Raw genomic sequence first — 25,781 nt, 5'->3', positions numbered from 1 at the left:
CGGCTGAGGCGGGGGTGAGAATCGTGAGATTCTCCGAAGAAAACCGCCGCACGACCCCGCTCCTAACAAAGTCCTAATAATCCGCACCTACCTTCCTGACCGTGACAGGACTTGAGGCGAACGGCGGGAGCGGCAAGGACGGCAGAGGGGTGGGCCGGCGGTCGGCGGTGCTGAAGGCCGTCGGCCTCACCCTGGCGGGCACCCTGGTCGTGGGGATCGCCGCGGCGGGCTGGGCCTACTGGCAGCTCAACGACAACATCAAGAGCGTCGACATCAACAGCGCGCTCGGCGACGACCGCCCCGCACGGGCGGTGACGACCCCGTCGGCCTCCGCGTCCACCTCTGCCTCTGCCTCCGCCTCGCCCTTGCCCAGCGGATCCGTGAACATCCTGGTCCTCGGCTCGGACTCGCGCAGCGGCAAGGCCAACAAGGAACTCGGCGGCGGCAACAGCTCGGGCGCCCGCTCCGACACGGCGATGGTGGTGCACATCGACGCGGGCCGTGAGGACGCGACTGTGGTCAGCATCCCGCGCGACACCCTCGTCACGCGTCCCTCCTGCCCGCTGTCGTCGGGGGGTTCCACGGCGGTGTCGTACGGCGCGATGTTCAACAGCGCGTACTCGGTGGGCGGGCCGGTGTGCGCGGTCAAGACGGTCGAGTCCCTGACGAACGTCCGCATGGACCACTACATCGAGATTGACTTCTCCGGCTTCGCGAAGCTGGTGAACGCCCTGGGCGGGGTCACGGTCACCACGGACGAGGACATCGACGACGACGACAGCCACCTCCACCTCAAGGCCGGCACCCACCATCTGAACGGCAAGCAGGCCCTGGCCCTCGCCCGCACCCGGCACGGCATAGGCGACGGCAGCGACCTCGGCCGCATAGGCCTCCAGCAGAAGCTCGTGAAGGCCCTGCTGAAGCGGATCTCCTCCGAGAACCTGCTGACCGACCCGGCCAAGCTGTACGAGGTCGCCGACGCGGTGACCGACAGCCTGACCACGGACACCGGCCTGGACTCGCTCGCCGAGCTGATGACCCTCGGCAAGAGCCTGGGCGGCCTGGAGCCGGGGAACGTCAAGACGGTGATGATGCCGGTGGTGACCGCCCCGAGTGACCCCAACCGCGTGGTGGCGAAGGAACCGGCGGCGAGCACCCTCTGGGCGTCGCTGCGCTGACGTACTGCGCTGACGTAGACGTACTGCGCTGACCTGCGGAAACAGTGGCTTGGAGACGCTCGGCGAGAAATTCTCGAGGAAATTCCGGCGCGTCTGTCGATCCGGCGGGGTTCCGTTCGACGCAATGGGTGAGAGGCGGGCGGCCGTACCGCAGCGGCCGCCCGGATCGTGAACTGAACCCAAGGAGTCACCATGCCTCGTTACCTGTCACTGATCCGTGTCGACGAGTCCGCCGTGCCCGCCGAGGGCCCGAGCCCCGAGCTGATGCAGCGGATGGGAGAGCTGATCGAGGAGATCACCAAGGCCGGGGTGATGCTCGACACCGCGGGACTGACCCCCACCGCGGAGGGCACCCGGGTGCACTGGGAGGGCGGGAAGCTCTCCGTGACGGACGGCCCGTTCACCGAGTCGAAGGAGGTCGTCGGCGGTTACGCGCTGATGCAGTGCAAGGACAAGGCCGAGGCCCTGGAGTGGACGAAGCGCTTCCTGAAGGTCCACGAGGACTACTGGACGGTGACCTGCGAGGTGCGGGAGATCATGGAGTCCTGAGCCGTCCGGGGGGCGGCCCGACCGGCGGTCCTTTGCCGGACCCGAGGCGGGGTGTTCGATGGTGGACTGTGGACGTGGAACCGCAGCAGCCCCCGGAGCGCACCCCGCCCCCGGAGCGCACCGCACTCCCGAAGCACAGCTCGCCCCCGCCCCCGGACCGGGACGGCACCGCTGCCGAGCACGCGATCGAGACGGTCTTCCGCCTCGAATACCCCCGCGTGGTCGCGGCCGTGGCCCGGGTGGTCCGCGATGTGGGCATCGCCGAGGAACTGGCCCAGGACGCCCTGGTCGCCGCCCTGGAACGCTGGCCCCGGGACGGCGTCCCGGACAACCCGGGCGCTTGGCTGACGGCCACCGCCCGTCATCGCGCCGTGGACCTGGTCAGACGCCGGGAGAACTACGCCCGCAAGCTCCAGGAGATCGGCAGGGACCTGACGGCGGCGACGGCGACGACGACGGCGCAGCCGGAGGAACCGTCCGATCCGGAAGACATCGACGACGACCTCCTCCGCCTGGTGTTCACCGCCTGCCACCCGGTCCTGCCGCCCGAGGCACGCACCGCGCTCACCCTGCGCCTGCTGGGAGGCCTCACCACGGCCGAGATCGCCCGCGCGTTCCTCACCCCGGAGCCGACGGTCGCGCAGCGCATCGTCCGGGCGAAGCGGACGCTGGCGACGAAGAACGTCGCCTTCGAGGTGCCGTACGGCCCGGACCGCGAGGCACGGCTCGGCTCGGTCCTCGACGTGATCTATCTGATCTTCAACGAGGGGTACGCCGCGACGGCCGGCGCCGATCTGCTGCGCCCCGAACTGTGCGAGGGCGCGCTGCGGCTGGCCCGTCTGCTGGCCGGGCTGATGCCCAAGGAACCCGAGGTGCACGGACTGGCCGCGCTGCTGGAGTTCCAGGCGTCCCGTACGGCCGCCCGCACCGGCCCGGACGGCACCCCGGTCCTCCTCAAGGACCAGAACCGCCGCCGCTGGAACCGCCTGCTCATCATCCGCGGCGTCGCGGCCCTGTCCCGTGCGGATGCAGCGGCGACCGGCGCCCCGGGCCCGTACGCCCTCCAGGCGGCGATCGCCGCGTGCCACGCCCGTGCCTACACCTACAAGGAGACGGACTGGCCCGCCATCGCGACCCTGTACGCTCTGCTGGCGGCCCGGACCCCGTCCCCCGTGGTCGAGTTGAACCGCGCGGTGGCCGTCTCGATGGCCGAAGGCCCGGCCCGGGCCCTGGAACTGGTGGACACTCTGGCCACCGAACCCGCCCTCCGCGACTACCACTTGCTCCCGAGCGTCCGAGCCGACCTCCTCCTCCGCCTGGGCCGTAAGACCGAGGCCCGCGAGGAGTTTGAACGAGCGGCGGCCCTGACCCGCAACGAACGCGAGCGGGAACTGCTGCTGGGACGGGCGGAGGGGTGCGAGTGACGGCGAGTCGGCTGTCTCAGCCGATGGGGTCGATGGGGTCGACGGGGTCAATGGGGTCGGTGGGCTGGACGGGCCGACCGATGAGCATCGTCGGCGCGCCCGCGACCCGAGTCAGAAAGACGGTTGCCGAGTGGGGGCCCGACGGCTTGACCTTCCTGCGCAGTTCCTCCGGCTCGACGGCCGAGCCGCGCTTCTTGACCGTGAGCGTGCCGACCTCCCGTTCACGGAGCAGTGCCTTCAACTTCTTCACACTGAAGGGCAGTTGGTCGGTGATCTCGTACGCCGACGCGTAGGGGGTGGGGCGTGCCTCGTCGGCCGTGATGTACGCGATCGTCGGGTCGATCAGCCCGCCGCCGATCTCCTCGGCGACCTCGGCGACCAGGTGCGCGCGGATGACGGCGCCGTCGGGTTCGTACAGGTACCGTCCCACCGGCCGTACTCCGGGATCGGGCAGCCCGCGCCCGAGCAGGGTGCGCGGCCCCGGCAGCAGGGTGGCCCGTACCGCGCCCGGTGTGCTCCCCTCCCCGAACCAGAGCACGGCCTCCTTCACATCGCCGCCGTCCGAGACCCACTCCGCCTCGGCCGCCGCCGGGAGCGACTCGTGGGGGATGCCCGGTGCGATCTTCAGCGCGGCCACCCGCGCCGCCGCGGTGGCCCCGACCGCCCAGGACAGCGGCGGCGAGTACGCCTCCGGGTCGAAGATCCGCCCCCGGCCCCCGCGCCGCGCCGGGTCGGCGAAGACGGCGTCGTACGACGATGTGTCCACCTCCGTGACATCCGCCTCCCGCACCTCGACGAGGTCCGAGAGTCCCAGCTCGGCCGCGTTCGCCCGCGCCACCGCCGCCGTCAGCGGGTCCCGGTCCACCGCGAGGACCCGGATCCCGGCGCGGGCCAGCGCGATGGCGTCGCCGCCGATGCCGCAGCACAGATCGGCGACCGAGGCCACGCCCAGCTCCCGCAGCCGCCCGGCCCGGTACGCGGCCACGCTCGTCCGGGTGGACTGCTCGACCCCGTTCGGTGTGAAGAACATCCGCTCCGCGTCGGCCGCCGGGAACTTCGCCGCCGCCCGCTGCCGCAGCCGCGTCTGACCGAGTGCCGCCGACACCAGCTCCGGCGCGTGCTCGCGGCGCAGCCGGGTGGCCACGGCCAGTTCGTCGGCGGGGGCGGTGCCGCGCACCTCGTCGAGGAGGGCGCGGCCCTCGGGGGCGAGGAGGGCGCGAAGGGCATCGAGGGCGTCGAGGGGGGCGTGGGCGTTCACCGGGTCATTGTCGATCAGCCGCAGGGCGGATGTGGGCCAGTCGGTGGACGGTACGGCAGTGGCGGCGGTGTCGGCCGGGGTCGGGGGCCGGTGCCTGGGAGGATCCGGCACCATGCGAGTGGTCGTACAAAATGACAAGAAGAGGGCAAAGGGGCGGAAGGTGATCCGTGCCGGTCTCACCACCGCCCTGGCGGCAGTCGCCGTCGCCTCCGGCTGTACGTCGCAGACCGGACCCGATGCCACCGGCCACCCCGCCCCGGGCCAGGAGGCCGGCCGCGCTCCCGCCGCCGCCCGCGCCCTGGACACGTACGCCACGCGGCTGCGCGCCACGTACACCGCCCGTGCCGCCGTGGCGAGACGCTGGGGCCTGCGCCAGGTCCCGCTGACGCCCCCGCTGCCCCCGGCCCGCAAGCCGAGGATCACGGCCCGCAAGGGCTTCGAGGTCGACGGCCAGGAGGAACTGAACCTCCCCCCGGTCTTCACCACGGTCCCCACCCGGGACAAGGTCGTCTTCCTCACGATCGACGACGGCAACGAGAAGGACCCCGAGTTCCTGCGGATGATGAAGGACCTGCACATCCCGTACACGGCGTTCCTCAGCAACTTCCTGATCAAGGATGACTACGCCTACTTCCGCCGCATGCGCTCCCTGGGCATCACCCTCGACAACCACACGCTCCACCACCCCGATCTGCGGGGCATGTCCTACGACGAGCAGAAGCAGGAGATCTGCGGCATGCAGGACGTGATGGAGAAACAGTTCGGCAAGCGCCCGGCCGTCCTGCGCCCGCCCTACGGCAGCTACGACCGGAACACCCTGCGGGCCGCCAAGTCGTGCGGCATCCGGTACGCGCCGATCTGGGACGAGGAGGTGTTCGTGGACCACTGGGAGTACCGGGAGGCGGACCAGCACCTGCACCCCGGTGACATCGTCCTGACCCACTTCCGGGGCCGTACGGAGTGGAAGGGCACGATGCCCGACATGGTCCGCCGCTTCCTGGCCAAGGTCACCGCCGAGGGCTACGCGGTGGCGCGCCTGGAGGACTACCTGTGACCCCGCGCAGGCCGCTGACCGCCCCCACCCTCCTCCTGACCCTGCTCCTGCTCCTGCCGCTCACGTCCTGCGCCCAGTCGGTGGACCCCATCGAGCGCCTCGGCAAAAAGGCGGCCCAGCGAGTGGACCACCCGACCGCGCACGCCGTCCCCGGCGCGGGACTGCCCCCGTACCGCCGCTGGGGCCTCCCCGCCCCCCTGACCCGCCCCCCGAAGCCCTCGGCCGCACCCCCGGCCCGCACGGCGGGCCCCGGCCTCCCACCCGCCCTGGACCACATCCCCACCCGCGACCGGGTGGTGTTCCTGACCTACGACTACGACACCAGCGCCCACCGGGACCCCCGCTACCCCCGCGACCCCCGCTTCCCCGACATGGTCCGCGACCTGCACCTCCCGGTCACGGTGTTCGTCACCGGCACCCCCGCCGACACGGACCACGCCGAGTTCACGAGACTGCGCGCCGCGGGAGCCGCCGTACAGAACCGGACCCTCGACCACCACCCCCTGCGCGGCCTGCCGTACCGCACCCAGCACACCCGGATCTGCGCCGAGCAGGACCGCCTCCGAGCCCGCCTGAACACCCACGCCCGCTTCCTCCGCCCACCCCACGGCACCTACGACACGACAACCCTGCGAGCCGCAGCGGACTGCGGAGTAGGCGCCCTGATCTTGTGGCGAGCCACCCTGACGAAAACCACCCTGACCTACACCCGAGGCGCCCCCCACCTCCACCCGGGAGACATCGTCCGCATCCCCCCGAGAAGCCCGGGAACAAGAACAACGAGCCTCCTGCGAAAGCTGCAGACGGAGGGCCTGACGGCGGGCCGCTTGGAGGACTACCTGTAGCCAGCGATGAGTGGGCGGGGGTTATTGCGGCACTGGCGGGGTTATCGCGGCACTTCTGAGGGCAAGGCCAGCACTATCCAGCCCGTCCGGCGTTTGAGGACGAGGCCCGAAGGGCCGAAAGGGGGGTCTGGGGGCGCAGCCCCCAGAGACGCCCACTGCAGCCAAGGGTGCCGACAAAACAGCCGTAGGCAAATGAACCGATCGGCCGACGCGCCGCAGGCAACTGGCACTCCGCTTGACCGAGTGCTAACCGCAGTCATAGTCTCGGCTCTGGCACTCCCCCCTGGAGAGTGCCAACAAAGCGACGGGCAGGTCCGGCACCCGCGACGACGGATCGACCTGGTCGCCACCTCAGACAGTTAACCCCGTGAGATCTCCGAAGGGGGAGGTCGGATCGTGACGACCGCCAGCTCCAAGGTTGCCATCAAGCCGCTCGAGGACCGCATCGTGGTCCAGCCGCTGGACGCCGAGCAGACCACGGCCTCTGGCCTGGTCATCCCGGACACCGCGAAGGAGAAGCCCCAGGAGGGCGCCGTCCTCGCCGTGGGCCCGGGCCGTTTCGAGAACGGCGAGCGCCTTCCGCTCGACGTCAAGGTCGGCGACGTCGTCCTGTACAGCAAGTACGGCGGCACCGAGGTGAAGTACAACGGCGAGGAGTACCTCGTCCTCTCGGCTCGCGACGTGCTCGCGATCATCGAGAAGTAGTCACTTCACTTCCTGACTGACAGGCAGAGGAACGTTCTGCTGCCTGATGCCAGATGCCAGACAGATGACGCTGCGCCCCAGGCCCCCGGGACCACAGACAACGGGCGCCGGGGCGCAGCGCCGTTTTCACCCACAGATTTCCGAGAGGGCTCCCGCTGTCATGGCGAAGATCCTGAAGTTCGACGAGGACGCCCGTCGCGCCCTCGAGCGCGGCGTCAACAAGCTGGCCGACACGGTCAAGGTGACGATCGGTCCGAAGGGCCGCAACGTCGTCATCGACAAGAAGTTCGGCGCGCCCACCATCACCAACGACGGCGTCACCATCGCCCGCGAGGTCGAGCTCGACGACCCGTACGAGAACCTCGGCGCCCAGCTGGTGAAGGAGGTGGCGACCAAGACCAACGACATCGCGGGTGACGGCACCACCACCGCCACCGTGCTCGCCCAGGCGCTGGTGCGCGAGGGCCTGCGCAACGTCGCCGCCGGTGCCTCCCCGGCCTCCCTGAAGAAGGGCATCGACGCCGCGGTGAAGGCGGTGTCGGAGGAACTGCACGCCTCGGCCCGCCCGATCGACGAGAAGTCGGACATCGCCGCGGTGGCCGCGCTGTCGGCGCAGGACCAGCAGGTCGGCGAGCTGATCGCCGAGGCGATGGACAAGGTCGGCAAGGACGGTGTCATCACCGTCGAGGAGTCCAACACCTTCGGTCTGGAGCTGGACTTCACCGAGGGCATGGCCTTCGACAAGGGCTACCTGTCGCCGTACTTCGTCACGGACCAGGAGCGCATGGAGGCCGTCCTCGACGAGCCGTACATCCTGATCCACCAGGGCAAGATCGCCGCGATCGCGGACATGCTGCCGCTGCTGGAGAAGGTCATCCAGACCAACGCCTCCAAGCCGCTGCTGATCATCGCCGAGGACGTGGAGGGCGAGGCCCTGTCCACCCTCGTCGTCAACAAGATCCGCGGCACCTTCAACGCGGTCGCGGTCAAGGCCCCCGGCTTCGGCGACCGCCGCAAGGCGATGCTCCAGGACATGGCGACGCTGACCGGCGCGACCGTGATCTCCGAGGAGGTCGGCCTCAAGCTCGACCAGGTCGGCACCGAGGTGCTGGGCACCGCCCGCCGGGTCACCATCACCAAGGACGACACGACGATCGTCGACGGTGCCGGCAAGTCCGAGGACGTGCAGGGCCGCATCGCGCAGATCAAGGCCGAGATCGAGAACACGGACTCCGACTGGGACCGCGAGAAGCTCCAGGAGCGCCTCGCGAAGCTGGCCGGCGGCGTGTGCGTGATCAAGGTCGGCGCCGCCACCGAGGTGGAGCTGAAGGAGAAGAAGCACCGCCTGGAGGACGCCATCTCGGCGACCCGCGCCGCGGTCGAGGAGGGCATCGTCTCCGGCGGTGGCTCGGCCCTCGTCCACGCGGTCAAGGTCCTGGAGGACAACCTCGGCAAGACCGGCGACGAGGCCACGGGTGTCGCGGTCGTCCGCCGCGCCGCCGTCGAGCCGCTGCGCTGGATCGCGGAGAACGCGGGCCTTGAGGGCTACGTCATCGTCTCCAAGGTGGCGGAGCTGGAGAAGGGCAACGGCTACAACGCCGCCACCGGCGAGTACGGCGACCTGGTCAAGGCCGGCGTCATCGACCCGGTGAAGGTCACGCGCTCCGCCCTGGAGAACGCCGCGTCGATCGCCTCCCTCCTCCTCACGACCGAGACCCTGGTCGTCGAGAAGAAGGAAGAGGAGCCGGCGGCCCCCGCGGCCGGCGGCCACGGCCACGCCCACTGAGGCACCGGCCCAGTCACCGCACCGGAGGCCCGGCACCCCTGAACACCTGGGGTGCCGGGCCTCCGGGCTGTCCGCCAGGAGAGGGGTGTCCGTGAGCGCAGGTGTGCTGCCCGGGTGCGCGACCGCATGGTTCGACCCGTTCCGTACCGTCCTCTGTCTGACGCCCAGGGGCCACCGCGACTGGGTGGACGACGTGGTGGCGTTCATGCGTGGAGGGGCCGTCGGACGGAGCGTCGGTGTCGATCCGGTGCCGCTGTTCGAGACGGTGACACGTGAGTCGGTGAGGGAGAGCCTGCTGCCGGTCACGGGGGAGGGCGCTCGGGACCTGCTGACGTTCCTCGCGGTGGGATCCTTCTACGACGGCCCCGATCCGTCGCTCCGGGAGCCCGACGAGGTGAGGGACGGGTGCGTTCGTGAGGTGCTGGCGTCGGTGGGGGACCGTGCCGTGTTCTTCACGAACCACGGCCACGCCGGGGACGTTCAGGACTCGGACGGGGATCCGGGCCCGGGCTTCATGGCGTCGGGCTTTCACTGGAACTCACTCGCCGTCACGCTCTATGACGTGTGTCTGATCGGGTCACCTGCGATCACCTGCTCGTGGCCTGGAGGTTCGAGGACGCCTGACGGGCGGGCTCAGGATGCACAGGAGACGACGGCCCAAGGCGGCATCCCTCTCCGTCGGCGCCGATGAACGGGCCGCGTTCGTGCGGACGGCCGCGCGCGGTCGATCGTCGCGGAAACCCCCGCTCCCGCGGTGCGGGAACGGGGGCTGCCCCTCGCGGATCCAGGGGGTTCCGGGGCGGGTCAGGTCTCCAGGGTGTCCAGGACGCCCAGCTGGGACATCAGGCCGAGACGGTCGTACTGCCACCAGCCCTCGGTGATCCTGCCGTCCGTCCCGCAGCGGAAGACCGTCGTGCCGGTCATGGTGACGTTCCTGCCCGTTGCCGGGATGCCCAGGAAGTCGCCCTTGTGGGTGCCGTTCCAGGTCCAGCGGGTGCAGACCTGGTCGCCCTCGGCGATCTGGTCCTCGACGGTGAACGAGAAGTCGAAGCCGCCGCGCCACATCTCGACCTCACGCCGGATGTTGTCCAGCCCGAGGGTGTCCTGCTCGTTGGCCGGGTCGTGGTCGTGGTAGTTCTCGGCGAACAGGTCGTTCAGCGGGGGCAGTTCGTCCGATGTGGCCATCGTCTCGAACAGCCTGCGCACCGTGGCCGAGGCCAGTTGCTCGTCGCGCACCACGTCGAGGTCCGTGAACGTCGGCATCTCGTCGCACAGGGCAACCATGTCCCGGAAGATCCTGTCCGTCTCCGGGAGGTTCGAGTTCCGCATCGCCTCCTCGTACGAGGGGAACTCCACGATCTCTATGAAGTGCGACGCGTCCGACCGGTCCTTGCCGATCACGTTGTGGGTCGCGGTCCGCTTACCGCTGGTCGCCTCGACCCACGTGTCCATCAGCCGGTTCATGTCGTCGAAGCGGCTGGTCTTGCAGTCGATGAGCTGTACGAAGGTCATGGTGGGGTGCCTCCGGTCCGTACAGTGTGCCTGAATGCCCGGGTACGGTAGATATGCATATCTTCGCACCGAAAGTTCCGGCATGTGATGTCGCACGGATGGCGGCATGGGTGCCCGGTTCCTGATGCCGTGCGGGCGGCGGCTGCGACCGGGCCGAGCGGATGTCGACGGTGCAGACGGCGGACGCCTGCACCGGCGCACCTAACGAGGCGTCACTCACCTCTGTCCCCACTCCTTCCGCTCATCTCCGGGTCGCGTACGTCTCTACTGCTCTACGTCTCTACTGCTCTACTGCGGCCCGTACTTCCGGCCGGTCCGGGAGGTGATCCCTCCCAGCAGCCCACGAGGCGTCACCTTCACCAGACCCATCAGCGCCTTGTACCGGGGGTCCGGGATCGACAGCGACTTTCCGCGCGCCATGTCGTGGAGCGCCGCCGCGACCAGCTTGTCGGCGTCCAGCCACATCCAGTTGGGGATGCTGTCCGTGGCCATCCCGGCCCGCTGGTGGAACTCGGTGCGCACGAACCCGGGGCACAGCACCATCAGCCGCACCCCGCTCCCGGCCAGGTCCCGCGCCGCGCCCTGGGTGAACTGCACGACCCACGCCTTGGACGCGCCGTAGGTGCCGCGCGGTACGAACGCGGCCACCGACGCGACATTGACGACGCCCCCGCGCCCCCGCTCGCGCATCGACTCCGTCGCGGCCGACGTCAACCGGAGCACCGCCTCGCAGTGCACCTTGATCATCTTCAGCTCGTCGGCCATGGAGACATCGAGATAGCGGCCCTTGTTGCCGAAGCCCGCGTTGTTGACGAGGAGATCGACCGGGTTCTTCCGGTCGGAGAGCCGTGCGGCGACCGCGTCGATGCCGTCGTCCGTCGCCAGATCGGCGGTCAGCACCTCGGCCTCGATGCCGTGCCGGTCGTGGAGTTCGGTCGCCTGCTCGCGCAATCGCTTGGTGTCCCGGGCCACCAGGACCAGATCGTGTCCGTCGGCAGCCAGCCGCCGCGCGAACGCGGCGCCGATCCCTGCGGTCGATCCCGTAATCAGAGCCGTTGTCATGGCCCAAGAGTAGTTACCCGGACTAAGCGCTCCGCTGGAAGTACCGCGATGTGCCGTCTGTCGTCCGCGGCACCGTCGTGGCTGGTCGCTCCCCCAAGCTCTCGACTTCGTCCGAGCAGGGAGGTACCCCCATCGCGGCGGAGCCGAGCATGTCGGCACAGCCGCATGTCGGCACAACCCCGTGCCCCCTAGCGAAGGCCCCCGTACTTCGCCACATAGCGCTCTGCCTCTTCCCTCGAGTCGGGATGCAGCGCGGTTCCCGCCGCGAGGACCCGCGGCAGAAGGCCGCGCTCGGTGGTCTCCGCGCGGAACAGGAGGGCCACCGTCACTTCGTGGTCCGGCCGGTGCACGATCTCGACCCGGTCGCCTGCCCGTATCTCACCCGGCTCGACCACCCGCAGATAGGCGCCGGGCGCCCCCTTGCCCGTGAACCTCTTCACCCAGCCCCGTTCACCCAGATGGGCCTGGAAGGTACGGCACGGGATGCGTCCCGAGGTGACCTCCAGGACCAGCTCCGGACCCACGCGCCAGCGCTCGCCGATCAGGGCGCCGGACACATCGAGGCCCTCCGTCGTGAGGTTCTCGCCGAAGGAGCCGTTGGGCAGGGTGCGGCCCAGCTCCCGCTCCCAGTCGTCGAGGTCCTCGCGGGCGACCGCGTACACCGCCTGGTCGTCCCCGCCGTGATAGCGCAGGTCGCACACCGCGTCCCCGGCCAGCCCGCTGCCGCCGGTCCCCTTCGGGCCGGGCGCGGCGACCCGCACCGGACCCTCCGCGGGACGCTTGTCGATACCGGTCAGGCCCTCCGCCTGGTCCGTGTACTCCACGGCCGTGGTCCGGCCGAGGTTCACCGAGAGAAGTCGCATATCAGTACAGTACGCACGACCACCCCAAAGTATCGAGGCATTTTCGGGCACGACATCAAAGCCTGACTTATGATGAGAGCATGATCGAGGCCCGCCATCTCCGTGTCCTGCGCGCCGTCGCCACCACTGGCTCCTTCTCGGCCGCCGGCCGCGAACTGGGCTGCACCCAGCCCGCAGTCAGCCAGCAGATGAAGGCCCTGGAGACCTCGGTGGGCACGCCCCTCCTCGTCCGCGGCGGACGAGAGATGCGTCTGACCCAGGCCGGGGAAGCCCTCGTACGGCATGCGGCGGGCATCCTCGCCGGGCTCACCGCCGCCGAGGAGGAGATCGCGGCCATCGCGGGACTGCGGGCAGGCCGGGTCCGGCTCGTCTCCTTCCCCAGCGGCAGCTCGACTCTCGTGCCGACCGCGCTGGCCGCCCTGCGCGCCGCGCACCCCGGCACCCGGGTGTCCCTCCAGGAGGCCGAACCGCCGCGCTCCGTGGAACTGCTGCGCGAGGGCGACTGCGACATCGCGCTCGCCTTCCGGTACGAGCACGCGGCGGGCGGCGCGGAGGAGTGGGCCGACCTCGTCGTACGGCGCCTGCTGACGGACCGGCTCGTGGCTCTGGTGCCGGAGCGGCACCCGCTCGGCGGCGCCGGTGCCGTCGCCATCGCCGACCTCGCGCGCGAGCCCTGGATCGCCGGGTGCCCGCGCTGCCGCGGCCAACTGGTCGAGGTCTGCGAGAGCGCGGGCTTCACGCCCCGTATCGACTTCGCGACCGACGACTATCCGGCGGTGGTCGGCCTGGTGGGTGCGGGCCTCGGTGTGGCGGTCCTGCCCCAGCTCGCCATCGAGTCCGTACGGCCCCGGGGGGTGCGCATGGTCGCGCTGGAACCGCCCGTGCGGCGGGAGATCGTCGCACTCACCCTGCCCGATCTGGCGCGGGTGCCGACGGTGGCGGCCACGCTGGACCATCTCACGCGCGCGTCGGTCCGACAGACCCGCCAGGCCCGTCAGGCTCGCCAAGAACATCATGAGCGGCACGGGCTTCAGGAGCCGCAAGGACATCAAGAGCTCCAAGGGCATCGGGGGTATCAAGGCCATCCGGGCCATCAAGAGGGCCGAAATCCTCGGGGCGGCGAAAAATGAGGGCACGCGTGCGCGTGCCCTGTGCAATCAGTGAGAAGTGGTAGATCGAAGAAACGTTCCTTCAAGTGTTCGAGACGCCGTCCCCGCTGGCCGCCGATGCGGTCACCAGCCGGTTCCGCGCCCGTCCCATGAGCTCTTCGCGCTCGTCCTCGGTCAGTCCGCCCCAGACCCCGTACGGCTCGCGTACCGCCAGCGCGTGTGCGGCGCATTCCGCACGGACCGGGCACCTCATGCAGACCTCCTTGGCCGAGTTCTCTCGAGCGCTCCGAGCCGCACCGCGCTCCCCCTCGGGATGGAAGAAGAGCGAGCTGTCGACCCCGCGGCACGCAGCCAGGAGCTGCCAGTCCCACAGGTCAGCGTTCGGTCCGGGAAGGCGGGAGAAATCTGCCATTGCGTGACCCCTTGTAGCCGTTCTGAGCGGATACGGTGCCAACGACCGTACATCTCCGTTGTAAGGAGATGAAAATATGACTCATTGCGAATCTAGCCCCAGACACCGTGAAACGGGAAGAAAAGCGGCTGAATGGGGCACGGGTTGTGATGAAAAATTGAGGACCGGCCGGGCATGTCTGCACCGTGTCCGTGCCCTCACGTAGAGTGCCGAAGATGGCACACGGCCCCGTAACTCTTTCGAGTGACCGTCGTTGAGAGTGCGGAGGCGGTTGAAAACACAAGAGCTCGGGCAGGCGTCCGAGACGGTCGACCGCACAGGTGACGATTTCGTACCAGCCTGGAGGCACAAGGTGACGCGCATCAGTTGCGGAGGGCGGCCATGACATCCGTCCTCGTCTGCGACGACTCCCCGCTTGCCCGAGAGGCGCTTCGCCGCGCGGTCGCGACCGTGCCCGGCGTCGAGCGCGTGACGACGGCGGCCAACGGCGAGGAAGTCCTCCGCCGCTGGGGCGCCGATCGCTCGGACCTGATTCTGATGGACGTACGCATGCCCGGTCTGGGCGGCGTCGAGACCGTTCGGCGGCTGCTGTCCGCCGACCCCGGTGCGCGCATCATCATGCTCACCGTCGCCGAGGACCTGGACGGTGTGGCGCTCGCCGTGGCCGCGGGCGCCCGTGGCTATCTGCACAAGGACGCCTCGCGCGCGGAACTGCGCGCGACCGTCACCCAGGCGCTCGCCGACCCGACCTGGCGGCTGGCCCCGCGCCGGCTGCGTTCCGCCGAGATGGGCGCCGCGCCCACGCTCACCGCGCGTGAGATCCAGGTCCTGGAAGGCATGAGCCACGGCCGCTCCAACGCCGAGATCGGCCGCGAGCTGTTCCTCTCCGAGGACACCGTCAAGACACACGCGCGGCGGCTGTTCAAGAAGCTCGGCGCGTCGGACCGCGCGCACGCGGTGGCCCTCGGGTTCCGCTGGGGCCTGGTCCGCTAGGGCCGAGGGATCCCACTCCGGTAACCGGATTCAGGTCGGCGACGGGACCCTCAGCCCGGCCGACAGGATCCAGAACCGAACGGATTCAGGGCCGACAAGGCCGTGGCCGGGCAGGACCCCGGTCCCGGCGGGGGCCTCGGGCCGACCAGGTCCGGGACAGGTCCCCGACCGGGGAGACGGCCCTGTCGGCACGGGTGTTGACACAGGCCATCGGGATGGAGAAACCGGGCGCGGGAATCCCCGTCCGCCGCACAGCCGGCGGGACGGTGAATCGGTCCGCCCGGTGCTCCGCCCGGTACCCGCTGCTCGTTTCGCCGCGGATGCCGCATCCTTGAGATGTGGAGTCTCTCGGGGACGAGTCGGTCGAGCGGAAGGGGAGGGCGCAGGGGATGAGTTCCGGCGCACCTGCTCATAACGCTTCGGTGCACAACCACGGGCGTGATGCCACGGAGCGAACGACGTCAAGGCACCATGGACCGATGCGCGACGACGATGCGGCCACCGGGGCGATCGGTCCGCTCGTCCACCGCGCCGTCGACGGGGACGAGCAGGCGACCCACGATCTGCTGGCCCACGTCCACCCGCTCGCGCTGCGCTACTGCCGCACCCGCCTGTCGCGGCTTCCGGGTGACGCGCGTCATTTCGTCGAGGACCTCGCCCAGGAGGTCTGTGTCGCCGTCCTCCTCGCCCTGCCGCGCTACCGGGACACCGGCCGCCCCTTCGAGGCGTTCGTCTTCGCCATCGCCGCGCACAAGGTGGCCGACCTCCAGCGCGCCGCGATGCGTCACCCCGGCTCCACCGCGGTCCCCTCCGACGAGATGCCGGAACGTCCCGACGACTCCCTCGGCCCGGAGGAACGCGCCCTGCTCAGCAGCGACGCCGCCTGGGCCAAGAAACTCCTCGCCAACCTGCCGGAGAACCAGCGCGAACTGCTGCTTCTGCGTATCGCCGTGGGCCTCACGGCCGAGGAGACCGGCCAGATGTTGGGAATGTCACCCGGCGCGGTCCGGGTGGCGCAGCACCGGGCCCTGAGCAGGCTCCGCGCGCTGGCCGAGCAGTAGGACAAACTCCCCTCGCATGCGTGGCGCATGAACTCGCATGAACTGCCGAACACACGCCCCCGTATCCATATCCGTACGAACATACGAAGCCTGAAGCGGTCCGCAACGGTGGAATGGGAGGTTGATACTTCCCGTTAGCATGGACATCCGCACCGATCAAGGCCATTTGGGGAAGGTGTCATGACTGCCAACGTCGACGGAGTGCCCGGAAAATTCGCGACACTCGGGCTGACCTACGACGACGTGCTGCTGCTGCCGGGCTCGTCGGACATGGCGCCCGACGAGATCGACACCGCCTCGTACGTCTCCCGGAACGTGCGGGTCAACATCCCGCTCCTGTCCGCCGCCATGGACAAGGTCACCGAATCGCGCATGGCGATCGCGATGGCCCGCCAGGGCGGCGTCGGTGTACTGCACCGCAATCTCTCCATCGAGGACCAGGCCAACCAGGTCGACCTGGTGAAGCGCTCCGAGTCCGGCATGGTGGCCAACCCCATCACCATCCACCCGGACGCCACGCTCGCCGAGGCCGACGCGCTGTGCGGCAGGTTCCGTATCAGCGGCGTGCCCGTCACCGACGGCTCCGGAAAGCTGCTCGGCATCGTCACCAACCGTGACATGGCCTTCGAGACCGACCGCGAACGCCGGGTCAGCGAGGTCATGACGCCGATGCCGCTGGTCACCGGCAAGGTCGGCATCTCCGGTGCCGAGGCCATCGGGCTGCTGCGCAAGCACAAGATCGAGAAGCTGCCCCTGGTCGACGACAGCGGTGTCCTCAAGGGCCTGATCACCGTCAAGGACTTCGTCAAGGCGGAGAAGTACCCCAACGCCGCCAAGGACGCCAAGGGCCGTCTCCTGGTCGGCGCCGCGGTCGGCGTGGCCGGTGACGCCTTCGAGCGTGCCCAGGCCCTCATCGAGGCCGGTGCCGACTTCATCGTCGTCGACACCGCGCACGGCCACTCCCGGCTGGTCGGCGACATGGTCGCCAAGATCAAGTCGAACTCCTCGGGCATCGACGTCATCGGCGGCAACATCGCCACCCGTGACGGCGCCCAGGCGCTCATCGACTCCGGCGTGGACGGCATCAAGGTCGGCGTCGGCCCCGGCTCCATCTGCACCACCCGGGTCGTCGCCGGTGTCGGCGTCCCGCAGGTCACCGCGATCTACGAGGCCGCCCTCGCCGCCAAGGCCGCCGGCGTCCCCGTCATCGGCGACGGCGGCCTGCAGTACTCCGGCGACATCGCCAAGGCCCTGGTCGCCGGTGCCGACACGGTGATGCTGGGCTCACTGCTCGCGGGCTGCGAGGAGTCCCCGGGCGAGCTGCTCTTCATCAACGGCAAGCAGTTCAAGTCGTACCGCGGCATGGGCTCCCTGGGCGCCATGCAGACCCGCGGCGACCGCAAGTCGTTCTCCAAGGACCGCTACTTCCAGGAGGGCATCGCCTCCGACGATCAGCTGATCCCGGAGGGTATCGAGGGCCAGGTGCCCTACCGCGGCCCGCTGTCCTCCGTCGTCCACCAGCTCGTCGGCGGCCTGCGCCAGTCGATGTTCTACGTCGGCGGCCGGACCGTGCCGGACCTCCAGGAGAACGGCCGCTTCGTCCGCATCACCTCCGCGGGCCTCAAGGAGAGCCACCCGCACGACATCCAGATGACCGTCGAGGCACCGAACTACAGCCGCAAGTGATGTCCCGCGCCCTGAAGGGGCGCGGGGAACTGCGCGACCAGCCACAACCGACCCGCACCCGCGGACAGGCCGCAGCCCCCTGCGAGGTGGGGCAACGGGCAGCCCACGGCACAGCAACCCCCCAGGGGCGCGGGGAACTGCGCGAACAAGCCCCACAACCCGCACCCGTCCCACCACCCGCCCCCCATTGACGCCCACGCGCGCGTGAAGCCGCACGAAGCCGCCTTGAAGCGGTGTGGCGGCACCGCTGAAGCACCCCCTGATGCACCGACGAGGGCGGCCCGGATTCGTCCAGGATCCTCCGGGGCCGCCCTTGTCGTGCCGGTCGGCGATACTGGAAGACGCTGAAACGCATCAGGGAAAGGCCACAGACGTGACTGAGATCGAGATCGGGCGCGGCAAGCGCGGCCGCCGGGCGTATGCCTTCGACGACATCGCGGTCGTCCCCAGCCGCCGTACGCGGGACCCGAAGGAGGTCTCGATCGCCTGGCAGATCGACGCCTACCGCTTCGAGCTGCCCTTCCTGGCCGCCCCCATGGACTCGGTCGTCTCCCCGGCCACCGCCATCCGCATCGGCGAGCTCGGCGGCCTGGGCGTGCTGAACCTCGAAGGCCTGTGGACCCGGTACGAGGACCCGCAGCCGCTGCTCGACGAGATCGTCGGCCTGGACGACGAGACGGCGACCCGGCGTCTCCAGGAGATCTACGCCGCGCCCATCAAGGAGGAACTGATCGGCGCGCGCATCAAGGAGGTGCGCGACTCCGGTGTGGTCACCGCCGCCGCGCTCTCCCCGCAGCGCACGGCCCAGTTCTCCAAGGCCGTCGTCGACGCGGGCGTGGACATCTTCGTCATCCGCGGTACGACCGTCTCCGCGGAGCATGTCTCCGGCGCGCACGAACCGCTGAACCTGAAGCAGTTCATCTACGAGCTCGACGTCCCGGTGATCGTCGGCGGCTGCGCCACCTACACGGCGGCCCTGCACCTGATGCGCACCGGCGCGGCGGGCGTCCTGGTCGGCTTCGGCGGCGGCGCCGCGCACACCACGCGCAACGTCCTCGGCATCCAGGTCCCGATGGCCACGGCCGTCGCCGACGTGGCCGCCGCCCGCCGCGACTACATGGACGAGTCCGGCGGCCGCTATGTGCACGTCATCGCGGACGGCGGCGTCGGCTGGTCCGGCGACCTGCCCAAGGCGATCGCCTGCGGCGCCGACTCGGTGATGATGGGCTCCCCGCTCGCGCGCGCCACCGACGCGCCGGGCAAGGGCCACCACTGGGGCATGGAGGCGGTCAACGAGGAACTGCCGCGCGGCAAGAAGGTCCACCTCGGCACCGTCGGCACCATCGAGGAGGTCCTCACCGGCCCGTCCCACACCTCGGACGGCTCCATGAACCTCTTCGGCGCCCTCCGCCGTGCCATGGCCACCACGGGCTACAGCGAGCTGAAGGAGTTCCAGCGGGTCGAGGTCACGGTGGCGGACTCGCAGCACAAGCGGTAGTCCTCCGGACGGGACGTACGACAGGGGGGCCGGTCACCTGGTGAGGTGACCGGCCCCCCCTGTGTGTGTCGAGGCGCTCTGTGCCGCGACAGGTGGAGCGAGTGGTGGGCGTGTCGGGGGGCGCGGGGCGCGCAAAGGGGGGCGCGCGGTTGTCTTCGGGGCGAAAACGGGCTGTTGGCGGCGTCGAGGGCGATAACGTCCGTGTCGGCGCCCCAGTTCTTCTGGAGCGCCCCCTTCCAAGGACTTTGTTCCGGACCCCGGCCCTCGGGGCCCGGCCCGATGTCCGACGGACCGTCCACCGGGCTACTGGGCGGTGTCGTGGAAGGGGGCGTCCATGGGACGTCACCACAAGCCCACCCGCTGGGACCGGATCCGTCTGTGGATGGTGAAGTGCCGGAGGAGGTGGATTTTGCGGATCTTCGGATGGTGAGCGGCCACCCCCAAGAGGACTAGGGGTGGACACTCCGTAAACCGTCCAGGAGCCTGCCGCAGTTTGCCGCTGCGGTGGGCTCCACCTTTTGGCTGGGGCGATGGGCGGCCATCCCTATAGGAACTAGGGGCGGACACTCCATGAACCGTCCAGGAGCCTGCCGCAGTAGCCTGCTGCGGTGGGCTCTGCCCTCTGGGCGGAACAATGTGCGGCCATCCCTGCATGAACCAGGGACGGACGCCTCGCGAACCAGTCAGGAGCCTGCCGCATTAGTCCCTGCGACCGACCCCACTGGCCCCCACGGTACTGGCGCCGCAAGCCCCACGCCACCAACCCCGGAGGCCCGCCCACCCCGCGCGCCCCCCTTCACAACCGATGCGCCGCCCCCGTAGGTGTGGCGCCCCGCGTGTCGAGCAGTAGCTGGGCCTTCACAGAGAGGCCCTGGAGGTCGTAGGTGCGGTGTTGCTGGAGGAGGATCGTGAGGTCCGCGTGGGCCGCCGCCTCGTAGAGGGAGTCCGCGCGCGGGACGGGGCGGTCGAGGACGCTCCAGGCGGGGACGTAGGGGTCGTGGTAGCTGACCGAGGCGCCCAGTTCCATCAGCCCCAGGGCGATCTCCCGGGCGGGCGTCTGCTGCCGGTCGGCGAGGTCGGGCTTGTACGTGACGCCGAGCAGCAGCACGCGTGCGCCGCGGGCGGACTTGCCGTGCTCGTTGAGGAGCGCGGCGGCGCGCTGGACGACGTAGTGCGGCATCCGCCCGTTGACCTGCTGGGCCAGCTCCACCAGGCGCAGGGAGCGGCCCGCGTGGCCCGTCAGGTTCTGCGGGACGGAGTGGCCGCCGACGCCGGGGCCGGGCCGGAACGCCTGGAACCCGAACGGCTTGGTCTCCGCGCAGCGGATGACGTCCCACAGGTCGACACCCAGGTCGTGGCAGAGGACGGCCATCTCGTTGACCAGGGCGATGTTGACATGCCGGTAATTGGTCTCCAGGAGCTGCACCGTCTCGGCCTCGCGCGGCCCGCGCGCGCGGACCACCTTGTCGGTGAGCCGCCCGTAGAAGGCGGCGGCCGACTCGGTGCAGGCGGGGGTGAGGCCGCCGATGACCTTGGGCGTGCCGGCGGGCGTGATGTCGCGGTTGCCGGGGTCCACCCGACTGGGGGAGTGGGCGAGGTGGAAATCGCGGCCCGCGCGCAGGCCCGAGCCGTCCTCCAGGAGCGGGCGCAGGAATTCCTCTGTCGTCCCGGGCGGGACGGGTGATTCGAGGATCACCGTGGTGTGCGGGCGCAGCCGCGGGGCGAGGGTCCGGGCGGCCGACTCCACCTGGCCCAGGTCCGGCCCGCCGTCCGCGGCGCGCGGGACGGGCGCGCAGATCACGGCGGTGCGCACCCGGCCGAGTTCCGCGGGGCCGTCGGGCGTACGGAATCCCGCCGCGAGCATCCGGCGCAGTTCGGCGGGGCTTACGGCGCAGGATTCCGGGCCGGTCGGGTAGCCGACGGTGGGGATGCCCGCGGCGACGGCGGCCTGGGCGAGGGGCAGGCCGAGCGGACCGAGTCCGATGACGGCGAGGTCTGCGGGCATGGCGTGGACCGTCCTTGCCAGTAGCCGGTGCGGGGCGGGTGCGCAAGCCGGGTGGGCCGGATGAGCGGGGCGCAATGTCAGACTAGGAGTAAATATGACCGTTATGCGGGATTGAGCGTGGTGTTTCCGTGAGTGTTGTCCACAGGCTGGAAGGGAGTGGTGGCCGAAGTCGGGCAAGCCGGTCAGAATTCGGGCAGGGTGGGTACGAACCGGGCTTCGCCCCCATGGCACGACCGATGGCACTACCGATGACACGACCGACGGCCGGACCGAAGGCACGACCGACGGCTCGACCGACAGCAGCGGGAGGCAGCGGTGAGAACAGCGACACTCGGCCCGGCGCAGCGCGCCGAGTCACTGGCGGCCATGGCCGAACGCGAACTGGACGTCCTGGTGGTGGGCGGCGGGGTGGTCGGCGCGGGCACCGCGCTGGACGCCGTGACCCGCGGCCTGTCCACAGGGCTGGTGGAGGCGCGTGACTGGGCGTCGGGCACCTCCAGCAGGTCCAGCAAGCTCATCCACGGCGGCCTGCGCTATCTCGAGATGCTCGACTTCGCCCTGGTGCGCGAGGCACTCAAGGAACGCGGGCTGCTCCTCGAACGCCTCGCCCCGCACCTGGTCAAACCGGTGCCGTTCCTCTACCCGCTCCAGCACAAGGCCTGGGAGCGCCCGTACGCCGGTTCGGGCGTGGCGCTCTACGACGCGATGTCGATGGCCCGGGGCCACGGCCGCGGCCTGCCCATGCACCGCCATCTGACCCGCCGCCAGGCGCTGCGCGTCGCCCCCGCCTTGCGCAGCGACGCCCTGGTCGGCGCGCTGCAGTACTACGACGCCCAGATGGACGACGCCCGTCTGGTGGCGACGCTGGTGCGCACGGCGGTGTCGTACGGCGCGAAAGCTGCCAACTACGCGCGCGTGACGGCTTTTCTGCGTGAGGGCGACCGTGTGGTCGGGGCGCGGGTGAAGGACGTCGACGCGGGCGGGGAGTACGAGGTCCGCGCGAAGCAGGTGGTCAACGCCACCGGGGTGTGGACCGACGACACCCAGGCGATGGTGGGCGAACGGGGACAGTTCCACGTCCGCGCCTCCAAGGGCATCCATCTGGTCGTCCCCAAGGACCGCATCCACTCCACGACCGGGCTGATCCTGCGGACCGAGAAGTCCGTGCTGTTCGTCATCCCCTGGGGACGGCACTGGATCGTCGGGACCACCGACACCGACTGGGACCTCGACAAGGCCCACCCGGCGGCCTCCAGCGCCGACATCGACTATCTGCTGGAACACGTCAACTCGGTGCTCGCGGTGCCGCTCACGCGTGACGACGTCCAGGGTGTCTATGCGGGGCTGCGGCCGCTGCTCGCCGGGGAGTCCGACGCCACCAGCAAACTGTCGCGTGAGCACACCGTGGCGCATCCGGCGCCGGGCCTCGTGGTCGTGGCGGGCGGCAAGTTCACGACGTACCGGGTGATGGCCAAGGACGCCGTGGACGAGGCCGTGCACGGACTCGACATGCGGGTCGCCGACTGTGTCACCGAGGAGATCCCGCTGCTGGGCGCGGACGGCTACCGGGCGCTGTGGAACGCGCGGGCACGGATCGCGGCGCGCACCGGCGTCCATGTCGTACGGGTCGAGCATCTGCTGAACCGCTTCGGCTCGATGACCGAGGAGGTGCTCGACCTCGTCGCCTCGGACGCGTCGCTGGGCGAGCCGCTGCGCGCGGCCGACGACTATCTGCGCGCCGAAGTGGTGTACGCCGCCGCCCATGAGGGCGCACGGCACCTGGAGGACGTGATGACCCGGCGGACCCGTATCTCGATCGAGACGTTCGACCGGGGCACCGGCAGCGCCCGCGAGGTCGCCGAGCTGATGGCGCCGGTGCTGGGCTGGGACGAGGACCAGATCGGGCGCGAGGTCGAGCACTACGAGAAGCGGGTGGAGGCCGAACGCGAGTCGCAGCGCCAGCCCGACGACCTGACGGCCGACGCGGCCAGGCTGGGCGCCCCCGACATCGTGCCGCGGTGAGCAACTGAGGTTGCGGGGGCGGCCGGTGCCGCCCCCGCCCGCCGTTTCCCGATATCACTCGAATGTCACTCGAACGAGTGGCCAGGACCGGGATCTTCTCCCGGCGCCCGTCCGTTCTTCCCCTGTACGGGCAGAACTCGGCGGCGTAATCGGCGACGAACTCGGCGACGTACAGGTGGCGTACGGGTGGCGTACAGGTGCGGACGACGGCGTGCGCCCGTCGTTCCCCGCCGCGGACGCGGGGCGCGCGGAATGACCACCGGTGTCCGAAGTCGTGCCGTCACCGGCCTCTTTGGCCGCCGCTCGTTTCGCCGGGCGGCGTGACGGGTATCTCACCGGGTTCGTGCTCGGCACAGGCATTCACAGGTGCTTATGTGGGTCCATGTGGGGCACCCTGGGCGTCGGGCACTTGTCGGGTGAGAGACAATGGGTGCTCTGTCGGGGCGGGTTGCATGAGGGGACGCATGTCGGAGGCGGAGCGGGCGGGCACATCCCGTCAGGACGAGAGCGAACGTCTCCTCGCCGGGCGGTACCGGCTGGGAGCAGTGCTCGGCCGCGGCGGCATGGGCACCGTGTGGCGTGCCGAGGACGAGACCCTGGGCCGGACGGTCGCGGTCAAGGAGCTGCGGTTCCCGTCGAACATCGACGAGGACGAGAAGCGACGCCTCATCACCCGCACGCTGCGCGAGGCCAAGGCGATCGCGAAGATCCGCAACAACAGCGCGGTGACCGTCTTCGACGTGGTCGACGAGGACGACCGGCCGTGGATCGTGATGGAGCTCATCGAGGGCAAGTCCCTCGCCGAGGCCATCCGGGAGGACGGGCTCCTGAAGCCCGTCCGCGCCGCGGAGGTCGGTCTCGCGATCCTCGACGTGCTGCGCTCGGCGCACATCGAGGGGATCCTGCACCGTGACGTGAAACCGTCCAATGTGCTGATCTCCATGGACGGCCGGGTCGTGCTCACCGACTTCGGCATCGCACAGGTCGAGGGCGACCCGTCCATCACCTCGACCGGCATGCTCGTCGGCGCCCCCTCCTACATCTCCCCGGAGCGCGCCCGCGGGCACAAGCCGGGCCCGGCGGCCGACCTCTGGTCGCTCGGCGGTCTGCTGTACGCGGCGGTCGAGGGCGTGCCGCCGTACGACAAGGGGTCGGCGATCGCCACGCTCACCGCGGTGATGACCGAGCCCCTGGAGGAGCCCAAGAACGCGGGCCCGCTCAGGGACGTCATCCACGGTCTGCTCACCAAGGACCCGGTGAAGCGGCTCGACGACGCCGGCGCGCGGGCCATGCTGACCAAGGTGATCGACGACGCCGACCCGAAGGCCGCGCCGGAGCCGCTCGACGCGACGAGGATGGTGCCGCTGCCGCCGCAGCCCGAGGAACGGGCGGGCAAGGGCGGTTCGGGCGGCAAGCGCAGCGAGGAGGCCGCCGAGAAGCTGCGCGGCGCGCTGCGTTCGGTGCGCAAGGCGGCGGTCGCCGCCGGTGGCTCGGCCACCAAGGCGGGCAACGGAGCTCCGGGCAACGGCGGCGCGGGTACGGCGGGTTCGGATGCCGCCGGAAGCGGTGCCGCAGCCGGTGCCGTTCCGGGTGCACGTCAGCCCCTCCCCGGTCCCGCTGCGCCGGGCGCCCCGGCTCGCGGTGCGTCGGCTCCCGGTGTCTCGGCTTCCGGCCCTGCGGCGGCCGCAGCCTCGGGCGCGCGGACCCCGAGTTCCCGGCCATCGGTGCCGCGGCCCTCGGCTCCCGCCGCCGGGGCGTCCGTTCCGGGGACCACCGCGGCCACCGGCGCGGGTGCCGCGTCCGGCGGCTCCCCTGCCGGTCCGGCGCCGGCCGACGCGGGCCGGGCGCCGAAGACGAACGGTCCCAAGGACGGGGGGCGTTCGGGCTGGCCGGTGATGGCACCGCCGGAGGATCTGCACGACCTGCCGCCGAGGCCCGCGCGGACCGTGCCCAGGGCGCCGATCACCGATGTGGTCCCGCGTCGGACGCTGGTGATCGTGGCGGTCGTCGTCGTCCTCGCAGTCGTCGGCACCGTGCTGGGTATCTGGCTCAGCAGCCGTGACAGTGGCACCAAGGGCAAGGCGAGCAACGGGTCCAAGACGGCCGTGACGGCGAGCGTGAGCGCGAGTTCCGGCGGTACCGCGGGTACCGCGGGCACCAAGGAGGACACGGGCGGCGGGACCGTCACGGACGGCAGCGCCTCGGGCTCCGGGACCGGCTCGACGGCGACGCCGGGCAAGGCCGAGAGCGTGAGCTCGTCCGGCGGTTCCGGAAGCGGAGACTCGGGTTCGAACGGTTCAGGGTCGGGCGTGGGTGCCGCGGTGACGACGTACAAGTCGAGCCAGGGATTCTCCATCGGCCTGCCCAGCGGCTGGAAGTACACGACGACGGATTCCGCGGGTGCCCGGTTCACCGGTCCTGACGGGCAGAAGCTGCTCGTCGCCTGGACCAGCACCCCCAAGAGCGACCCGGTGGCCGACTGGCGGAACCAGGAGCGCTACATGACGCGTTCTCAGTACCACCGGATCCGCATAGAGTCGGTGGACTACCGGGGCTGGACCACGGCCGACTGGGAGTTCACCTCTGTGGACGGCGGCGTCAAGTACCGCACGATCGACCGGGGGTTCCGCGTCAACGATCATCTCGGACATGCGCTGATGTACACGGCGAAAGCAGCAAACTGGGACACTACGCTGCGCAAGAACACCTGGAAGACACTCACGACCACCTTCGAACCGAAGTCTTGAGGCGGGCGGCCC

The 25,781-nt window shown here is 70.4% G+C and carries 20 protein-coding genes and 1 pseudogene; 15 read left to right on the top strand and 6 right to left on the bottom strand.

Annotated features, from left to right (window positions below; translation table 11 throughout):
• The first annotated feature begins 167 nt into the window (after positions 1-167).
• The 3 genes from ACSYGN_RS16025 (at position 168) to ACSYGN_RS16015 (ending at position 3,151) form a co-directional block, all read left to right on the top strand.
• Positions 168-1,178: an LCP family protein gene (locus ACSYGN_RS16025; RefSeq protein ID WP_460403502.1), complete on the top strand. Its 1,011-nt coding sequence runs from the start codon at positions 168-170 to the stop codon at positions 1,176-1,178.
• A gap of 192 nt (positions 1,179-1,370) precedes the next feature.
• Positions 1,371-1,727 carry a YciI family protein gene (locus ACSYGN_RS16020; protein ID WP_460396156.1) on the top strand — a complete coding sequence of 119 codons (357 nt, stop codon included), beginning with the start codon at positions 1,371-1,373 and terminating at the stop codon, positions 1,725-1,727.
• Positions 1,728-1,912: 185 nt separating this feature from the next.
• Positions 1,913-3,151 carry an RNA polymerase sigma factor gene (locus ACSYGN_RS16015; RefSeq protein WP_460403500.1) on the top strand — a complete coding sequence of 413 codons (1,239 nt, stop codon included), beginning with the start codon at positions 1,913-1,915 and terminating at the stop codon, positions 3,149-3,151.
• A 16-nt stretch (positions 3,152-3,167) separates the two neighbouring features.
• On the opposite strand, the gene ACSYGN_RS16010 is transcribed toward ACSYGN_RS16015, so the two are convergent.
• The gene (locus ACSYGN_RS16010) at positions 3,168-4,523 is read right to left on the bottom strand and encodes a class I SAM-dependent methyltransferase (RefSeq protein ID WP_460396155.1); all 1,356 of its coding nucleotides are present in this window, start codon (positions 4,521-4,523) and stop codon (positions 3,168-3,170) included.
• Between ACSYGN_RS16010 and ACSYGN_RS16005 the strand changes: the two genes are divergently transcribed.
• The 5 genes from ACSYGN_RS16005 to ACSYGN_RS15985 all read left to right on the top strand — a co-directional run bounded on the left by ACSYGN_RS16005 (position 4,522) and on the right by ACSYGN_RS15985 (position 9,490).
• Positions 4,522-5,463: a polysaccharide deacetylase family protein gene (locus ACSYGN_RS16005; protein WP_460396153.1), complete on the top strand. Its 942-nt coding sequence runs from the start codon at positions 4,522-4,524 to the stop codon at positions 5,461-5,463. The two genes, ACSYGN_RS16010 and ACSYGN_RS16005, sit on opposite strands and share 2 nt — an antisense overlap.
• The gene (locus tag ACSYGN_RS16000) at positions 5,460-6,308 is read left to right on the top strand and encodes a polysaccharide deacetylase family protein (protein WP_460396151.1); all 849 of its coding nucleotides are present in this window, start codon (positions 5,460-5,462) and stop codon (positions 6,306-6,308) included. Before ACSYGN_RS16005 ends, ACSYGN_RS16000 begins: the two co-directional genes overlap by 4 nt.
• Before the next feature lie 396 nt (positions 6,309-6,704).
• Positions 6,705-7,013 (top strand): co-chaperone GroES, encoded by a 309-nt coding sequence (gene groES, locus ACSYGN_RS15995; protein WP_039652762.1) that lies wholly within the window; start codon positions 6,705-6,707, stop codon positions 7,011-7,013.
• A gap of 160 nt (positions 7,014-7,173) precedes the next feature.
• A complete protein-coding gene (gene groL / locus ACSYGN_RS15990) occupies positions 7,174-8,799 on the top strand; it encodes a chaperonin GroEL (RefSeq protein WP_460396149.1) in 1,626 nt (541 codons plus the stop codon).
• Positions 8,800-8,983: 184 nt separating this feature from the next.
• On the top strand, positions 8,984-9,490 hold the full coding sequence (locus tag ACSYGN_RS15985) for a hypothetical protein (RefSeq protein ID WP_460396147.1): 507 nt from the start codon (positions 8,984-8,986) through the stop codon (positions 9,488-9,490).
• A gap of 113 nt (positions 9,491-9,603) precedes the next feature.
• Here the strand turns inward: ACSYGN_RS15985 and ACSYGN_RS15980 are convergent, their stop codons facing one another.
• The 3 genes from ACSYGN_RS15980 to ACSYGN_RS15970 all read right to left on the bottom strand — a co-directional run bounded on the left by ACSYGN_RS15980 (position 9,604) and on the right by ACSYGN_RS15970 (position 12,236).
• On the bottom strand, positions 9,604-10,311 hold the full coding sequence (locus ACSYGN_RS15980) for an ester cyclase (protein WP_460396145.1): 708 nt from the start codon (positions 10,309-10,311) through the stop codon (positions 9,604-9,606).
• Between the two features lie 288 nt (positions 10,312-10,599).
• Positions 10,600-11,373 carry an SDR family NAD(P)-dependent oxidoreductase gene (locus tag ACSYGN_RS15975; RefSeq protein WP_460396143.1) on the bottom strand — a complete coding sequence of 258 codons (774 nt, stop codon included), beginning with the start codon at positions 11,371-11,373 and terminating at the stop codon, positions 10,600-10,602.
• Positions 11,374-11,561: 188 nt separating this feature from the next.
• Complete coding sequence (locus ACSYGN_RS15970; protein WP_460396141.1) at positions 11,562-12,236, bottom strand: MOSC domain-containing protein; 675 nt, start codon at positions 12,234-12,236, stop codon at positions 11,562-11,564.
• Between the two features lie 80 nt (positions 12,237-12,316).
• Between ACSYGN_RS15970 and ACSYGN_RS15965 the strand changes: the two are divergent.
• A pseudogene (locus ACSYGN_RS15965) lies at positions 12,317-13,213 on the top strand (LysR family transcriptional regulator); the annotation flags it as partial.
• A gap of 214 nt (positions 13,214-13,427) precedes the next feature.
• Here ACSYGN_RS15965 and ACSYGN_RS15960 read toward each other — a convergent pair.
• Complete coding sequence (locus ACSYGN_RS15960) at positions 13,428-13,757, bottom strand: WhiB family transcriptional regulator (protein WP_460396139.1); 330 nt, start codon at positions 13,755-13,757, stop codon at positions 13,428-13,430.
• A gap of 381 nt (positions 13,758-14,138) precedes the next feature.
• On the opposite strand from ACSYGN_RS15960, the gene ACSYGN_RS15955 reads away from it, so the two are divergent.
• The 4 genes from ACSYGN_RS15955 (at position 14,139) to ACSYGN_RS15940 (ending at position 18,995) form a co-directional block, all read left to right on the top strand.
• The gene (locus tag ACSYGN_RS15955; protein ID WP_003948568.1) at positions 14,139-14,750 is read left to right on the top strand and encodes a response regulator transcription factor; all 612 of its coding nucleotides are present in this window, start codon (positions 14,139-14,141) and stop codon (positions 14,748-14,750) included.
• A 479-nt stretch (positions 14,751-15,229) separates the two neighbouring features.
• Positions 15,230-15,811: a sigma-70 family RNA polymerase sigma factor gene (locus ACSYGN_RS15950; protein ID WP_460396137.1), complete on the top strand. Its 582-nt coding sequence runs from the start codon at positions 15,230-15,232 to the stop codon at positions 15,809-15,811.
• Between the two features lie 180 nt (positions 15,812-15,991).
• The gene (gene guaB, locus ACSYGN_RS15945) at positions 15,992-17,497 is read left to right on the top strand and encodes an IMP dehydrogenase (protein ID WP_460396135.1); all 1,506 of its coding nucleotides are present in this window, start codon (positions 15,992-15,994) and stop codon (positions 17,495-17,497) included.
• A 373-nt stretch (positions 17,498-17,870) separates the two neighbouring features.
• Entirely contained in the window at positions 17,871-18,995 is a 1,125-nt protein-coding gene (locus ACSYGN_RS15940; RefSeq protein WP_460396133.1) for a GuaB3 family IMP dehydrogenase-related protein, read from the top strand.
• Positions 18,996-19,791: 796 nt separating this feature from the next.
• Here ACSYGN_RS15940 and ACSYGN_RS15935 read toward each other — a convergent pair.
• The gene (locus tag ACSYGN_RS15935) at positions 19,792-21,000 is read right to left on the bottom strand and encodes a nucleotide sugar dehydrogenase (protein ID WP_460396131.1); all 1,209 of its coding nucleotides are present in this window, start codon (positions 20,998-21,000) and stop codon (positions 19,792-19,794) included.
• Positions 21,001-21,315: 315 nt separating this feature from the next.
• Here ACSYGN_RS15935 and ACSYGN_RS15930 point away from each other — a divergent pair, with 315 nt between their 5' ends.
• Complete coding sequence (locus tag ACSYGN_RS15930) at positions 21,316-23,022, top strand: glycerol-3-phosphate dehydrogenase/oxidase (protein ID WP_460396129.1); 1,707 nt, start codon at positions 21,316-21,318, stop codon at positions 23,020-23,022.
• Positions 23,023-23,486: 464 nt separating this feature from the next.
• A complete protein-coding gene (locus ACSYGN_RS15925) occupies positions 23,487-25,769 on the top strand; it encodes a serine/threonine-protein kinase (RefSeq protein WP_460396127.1) in 2,283 nt (760 codons plus the stop codon).
• The last annotated feature ends 12 nt before the right edge of the window (positions 25,770-25,781 follow it).

The organism is Streptomyces sp. YIM S03343, assembly GCF_054729195.1.
Note: the sequence above shows the minus strand (reverse complement) of the source record. Positions and strands in the feature narration are given on the sequence as shown.

Coding starts and splice junctions, on each gene's coding strand:
- ACSYGN_RS16005 (WP_460396153.1), top strand. CDS start 4,522: ATGCGAGTGGTCGTACAAAATGACAAGAAGAGGGCAAAGGGGCGGAAG.
- ACSYGN_RS15980 (WP_460396145.1), bottom strand. CDS start 10,311: ATGACCTTCGTACAGCTCATCGACTGCAAGACCAGCCGCTTCGACGAC.
- ACSYGN_RS15935 (WP_460396131.1), bottom strand. CDS start 21,000: ATGCCCGCAGACCTCGCCGTCATCGGACTCGGTCCGCTCGGCCTGCCC.
- ACSYGN_RS15955 (WP_003948568.1), top strand. CDS start 14,139: ATGACATCCGTCCTCGTCTGCGACGACTCCCCGCTTGCCCGAGAGGCG.
- groL (WP_460396149.1), top strand. CDS start 7,174: ATGGCGAAGATCCTGAAGTTCGACGAGGACGCCCGTCGCGCCCTCGAG.
- guaB (WP_460396135.1), top strand. CDS start 15,992: ATGACTGCCAACGTCGACGGAGTGCCCGGAAAATTCGCGACACTCGGG.
- ACSYGN_RS15970 (WP_460396141.1), bottom strand. CDS start 12,236: ATGCGACTTCTCTCGGTGAACCTCGGCCGGACCACGGCCGTGGAGTAC.
- ACSYGN_RS16010 (WP_460396155.1), bottom strand. CDS start 4,523: ATGGTGCCGGATCCTCCCAGGCACCGGCCCCCGACCCCGGCCGACACC.
- ACSYGN_RS15960 (WP_460396139.1), bottom strand. CDS start 13,757: ATGGCAGATTTCTCCCGCCTTCCCGGACCGAACGCTGACCTGTGGGAC.
- ACSYGN_RS15975 (WP_460396143.1), bottom strand. CDS start 11,373: ATGACAACGGCTCTGATTACGGGATCGACCGCAGGGATCGGCGCCGCG.
- ACSYGN_RS16020 (WP_460396156.1), top strand. CDS start 1,371: ATGCCTCGTTACCTGTCACTGATCCGTGTCGACGAGTCCGCCGTGCCC.
- ACSYGN_RS15925 (WP_460396127.1), top strand. CDS start 23,487: ATGTCGGAGGCGGAGCGGGCGGGCACATCCCGTCAGGACGAGAGCGAA.
- ACSYGN_RS15950 (WP_460396137.1), top strand. CDS start 15,230: ATGCGCGACGACGATGCGGCCACCGGGGCGATCGGTCCGCTCGTCCAC.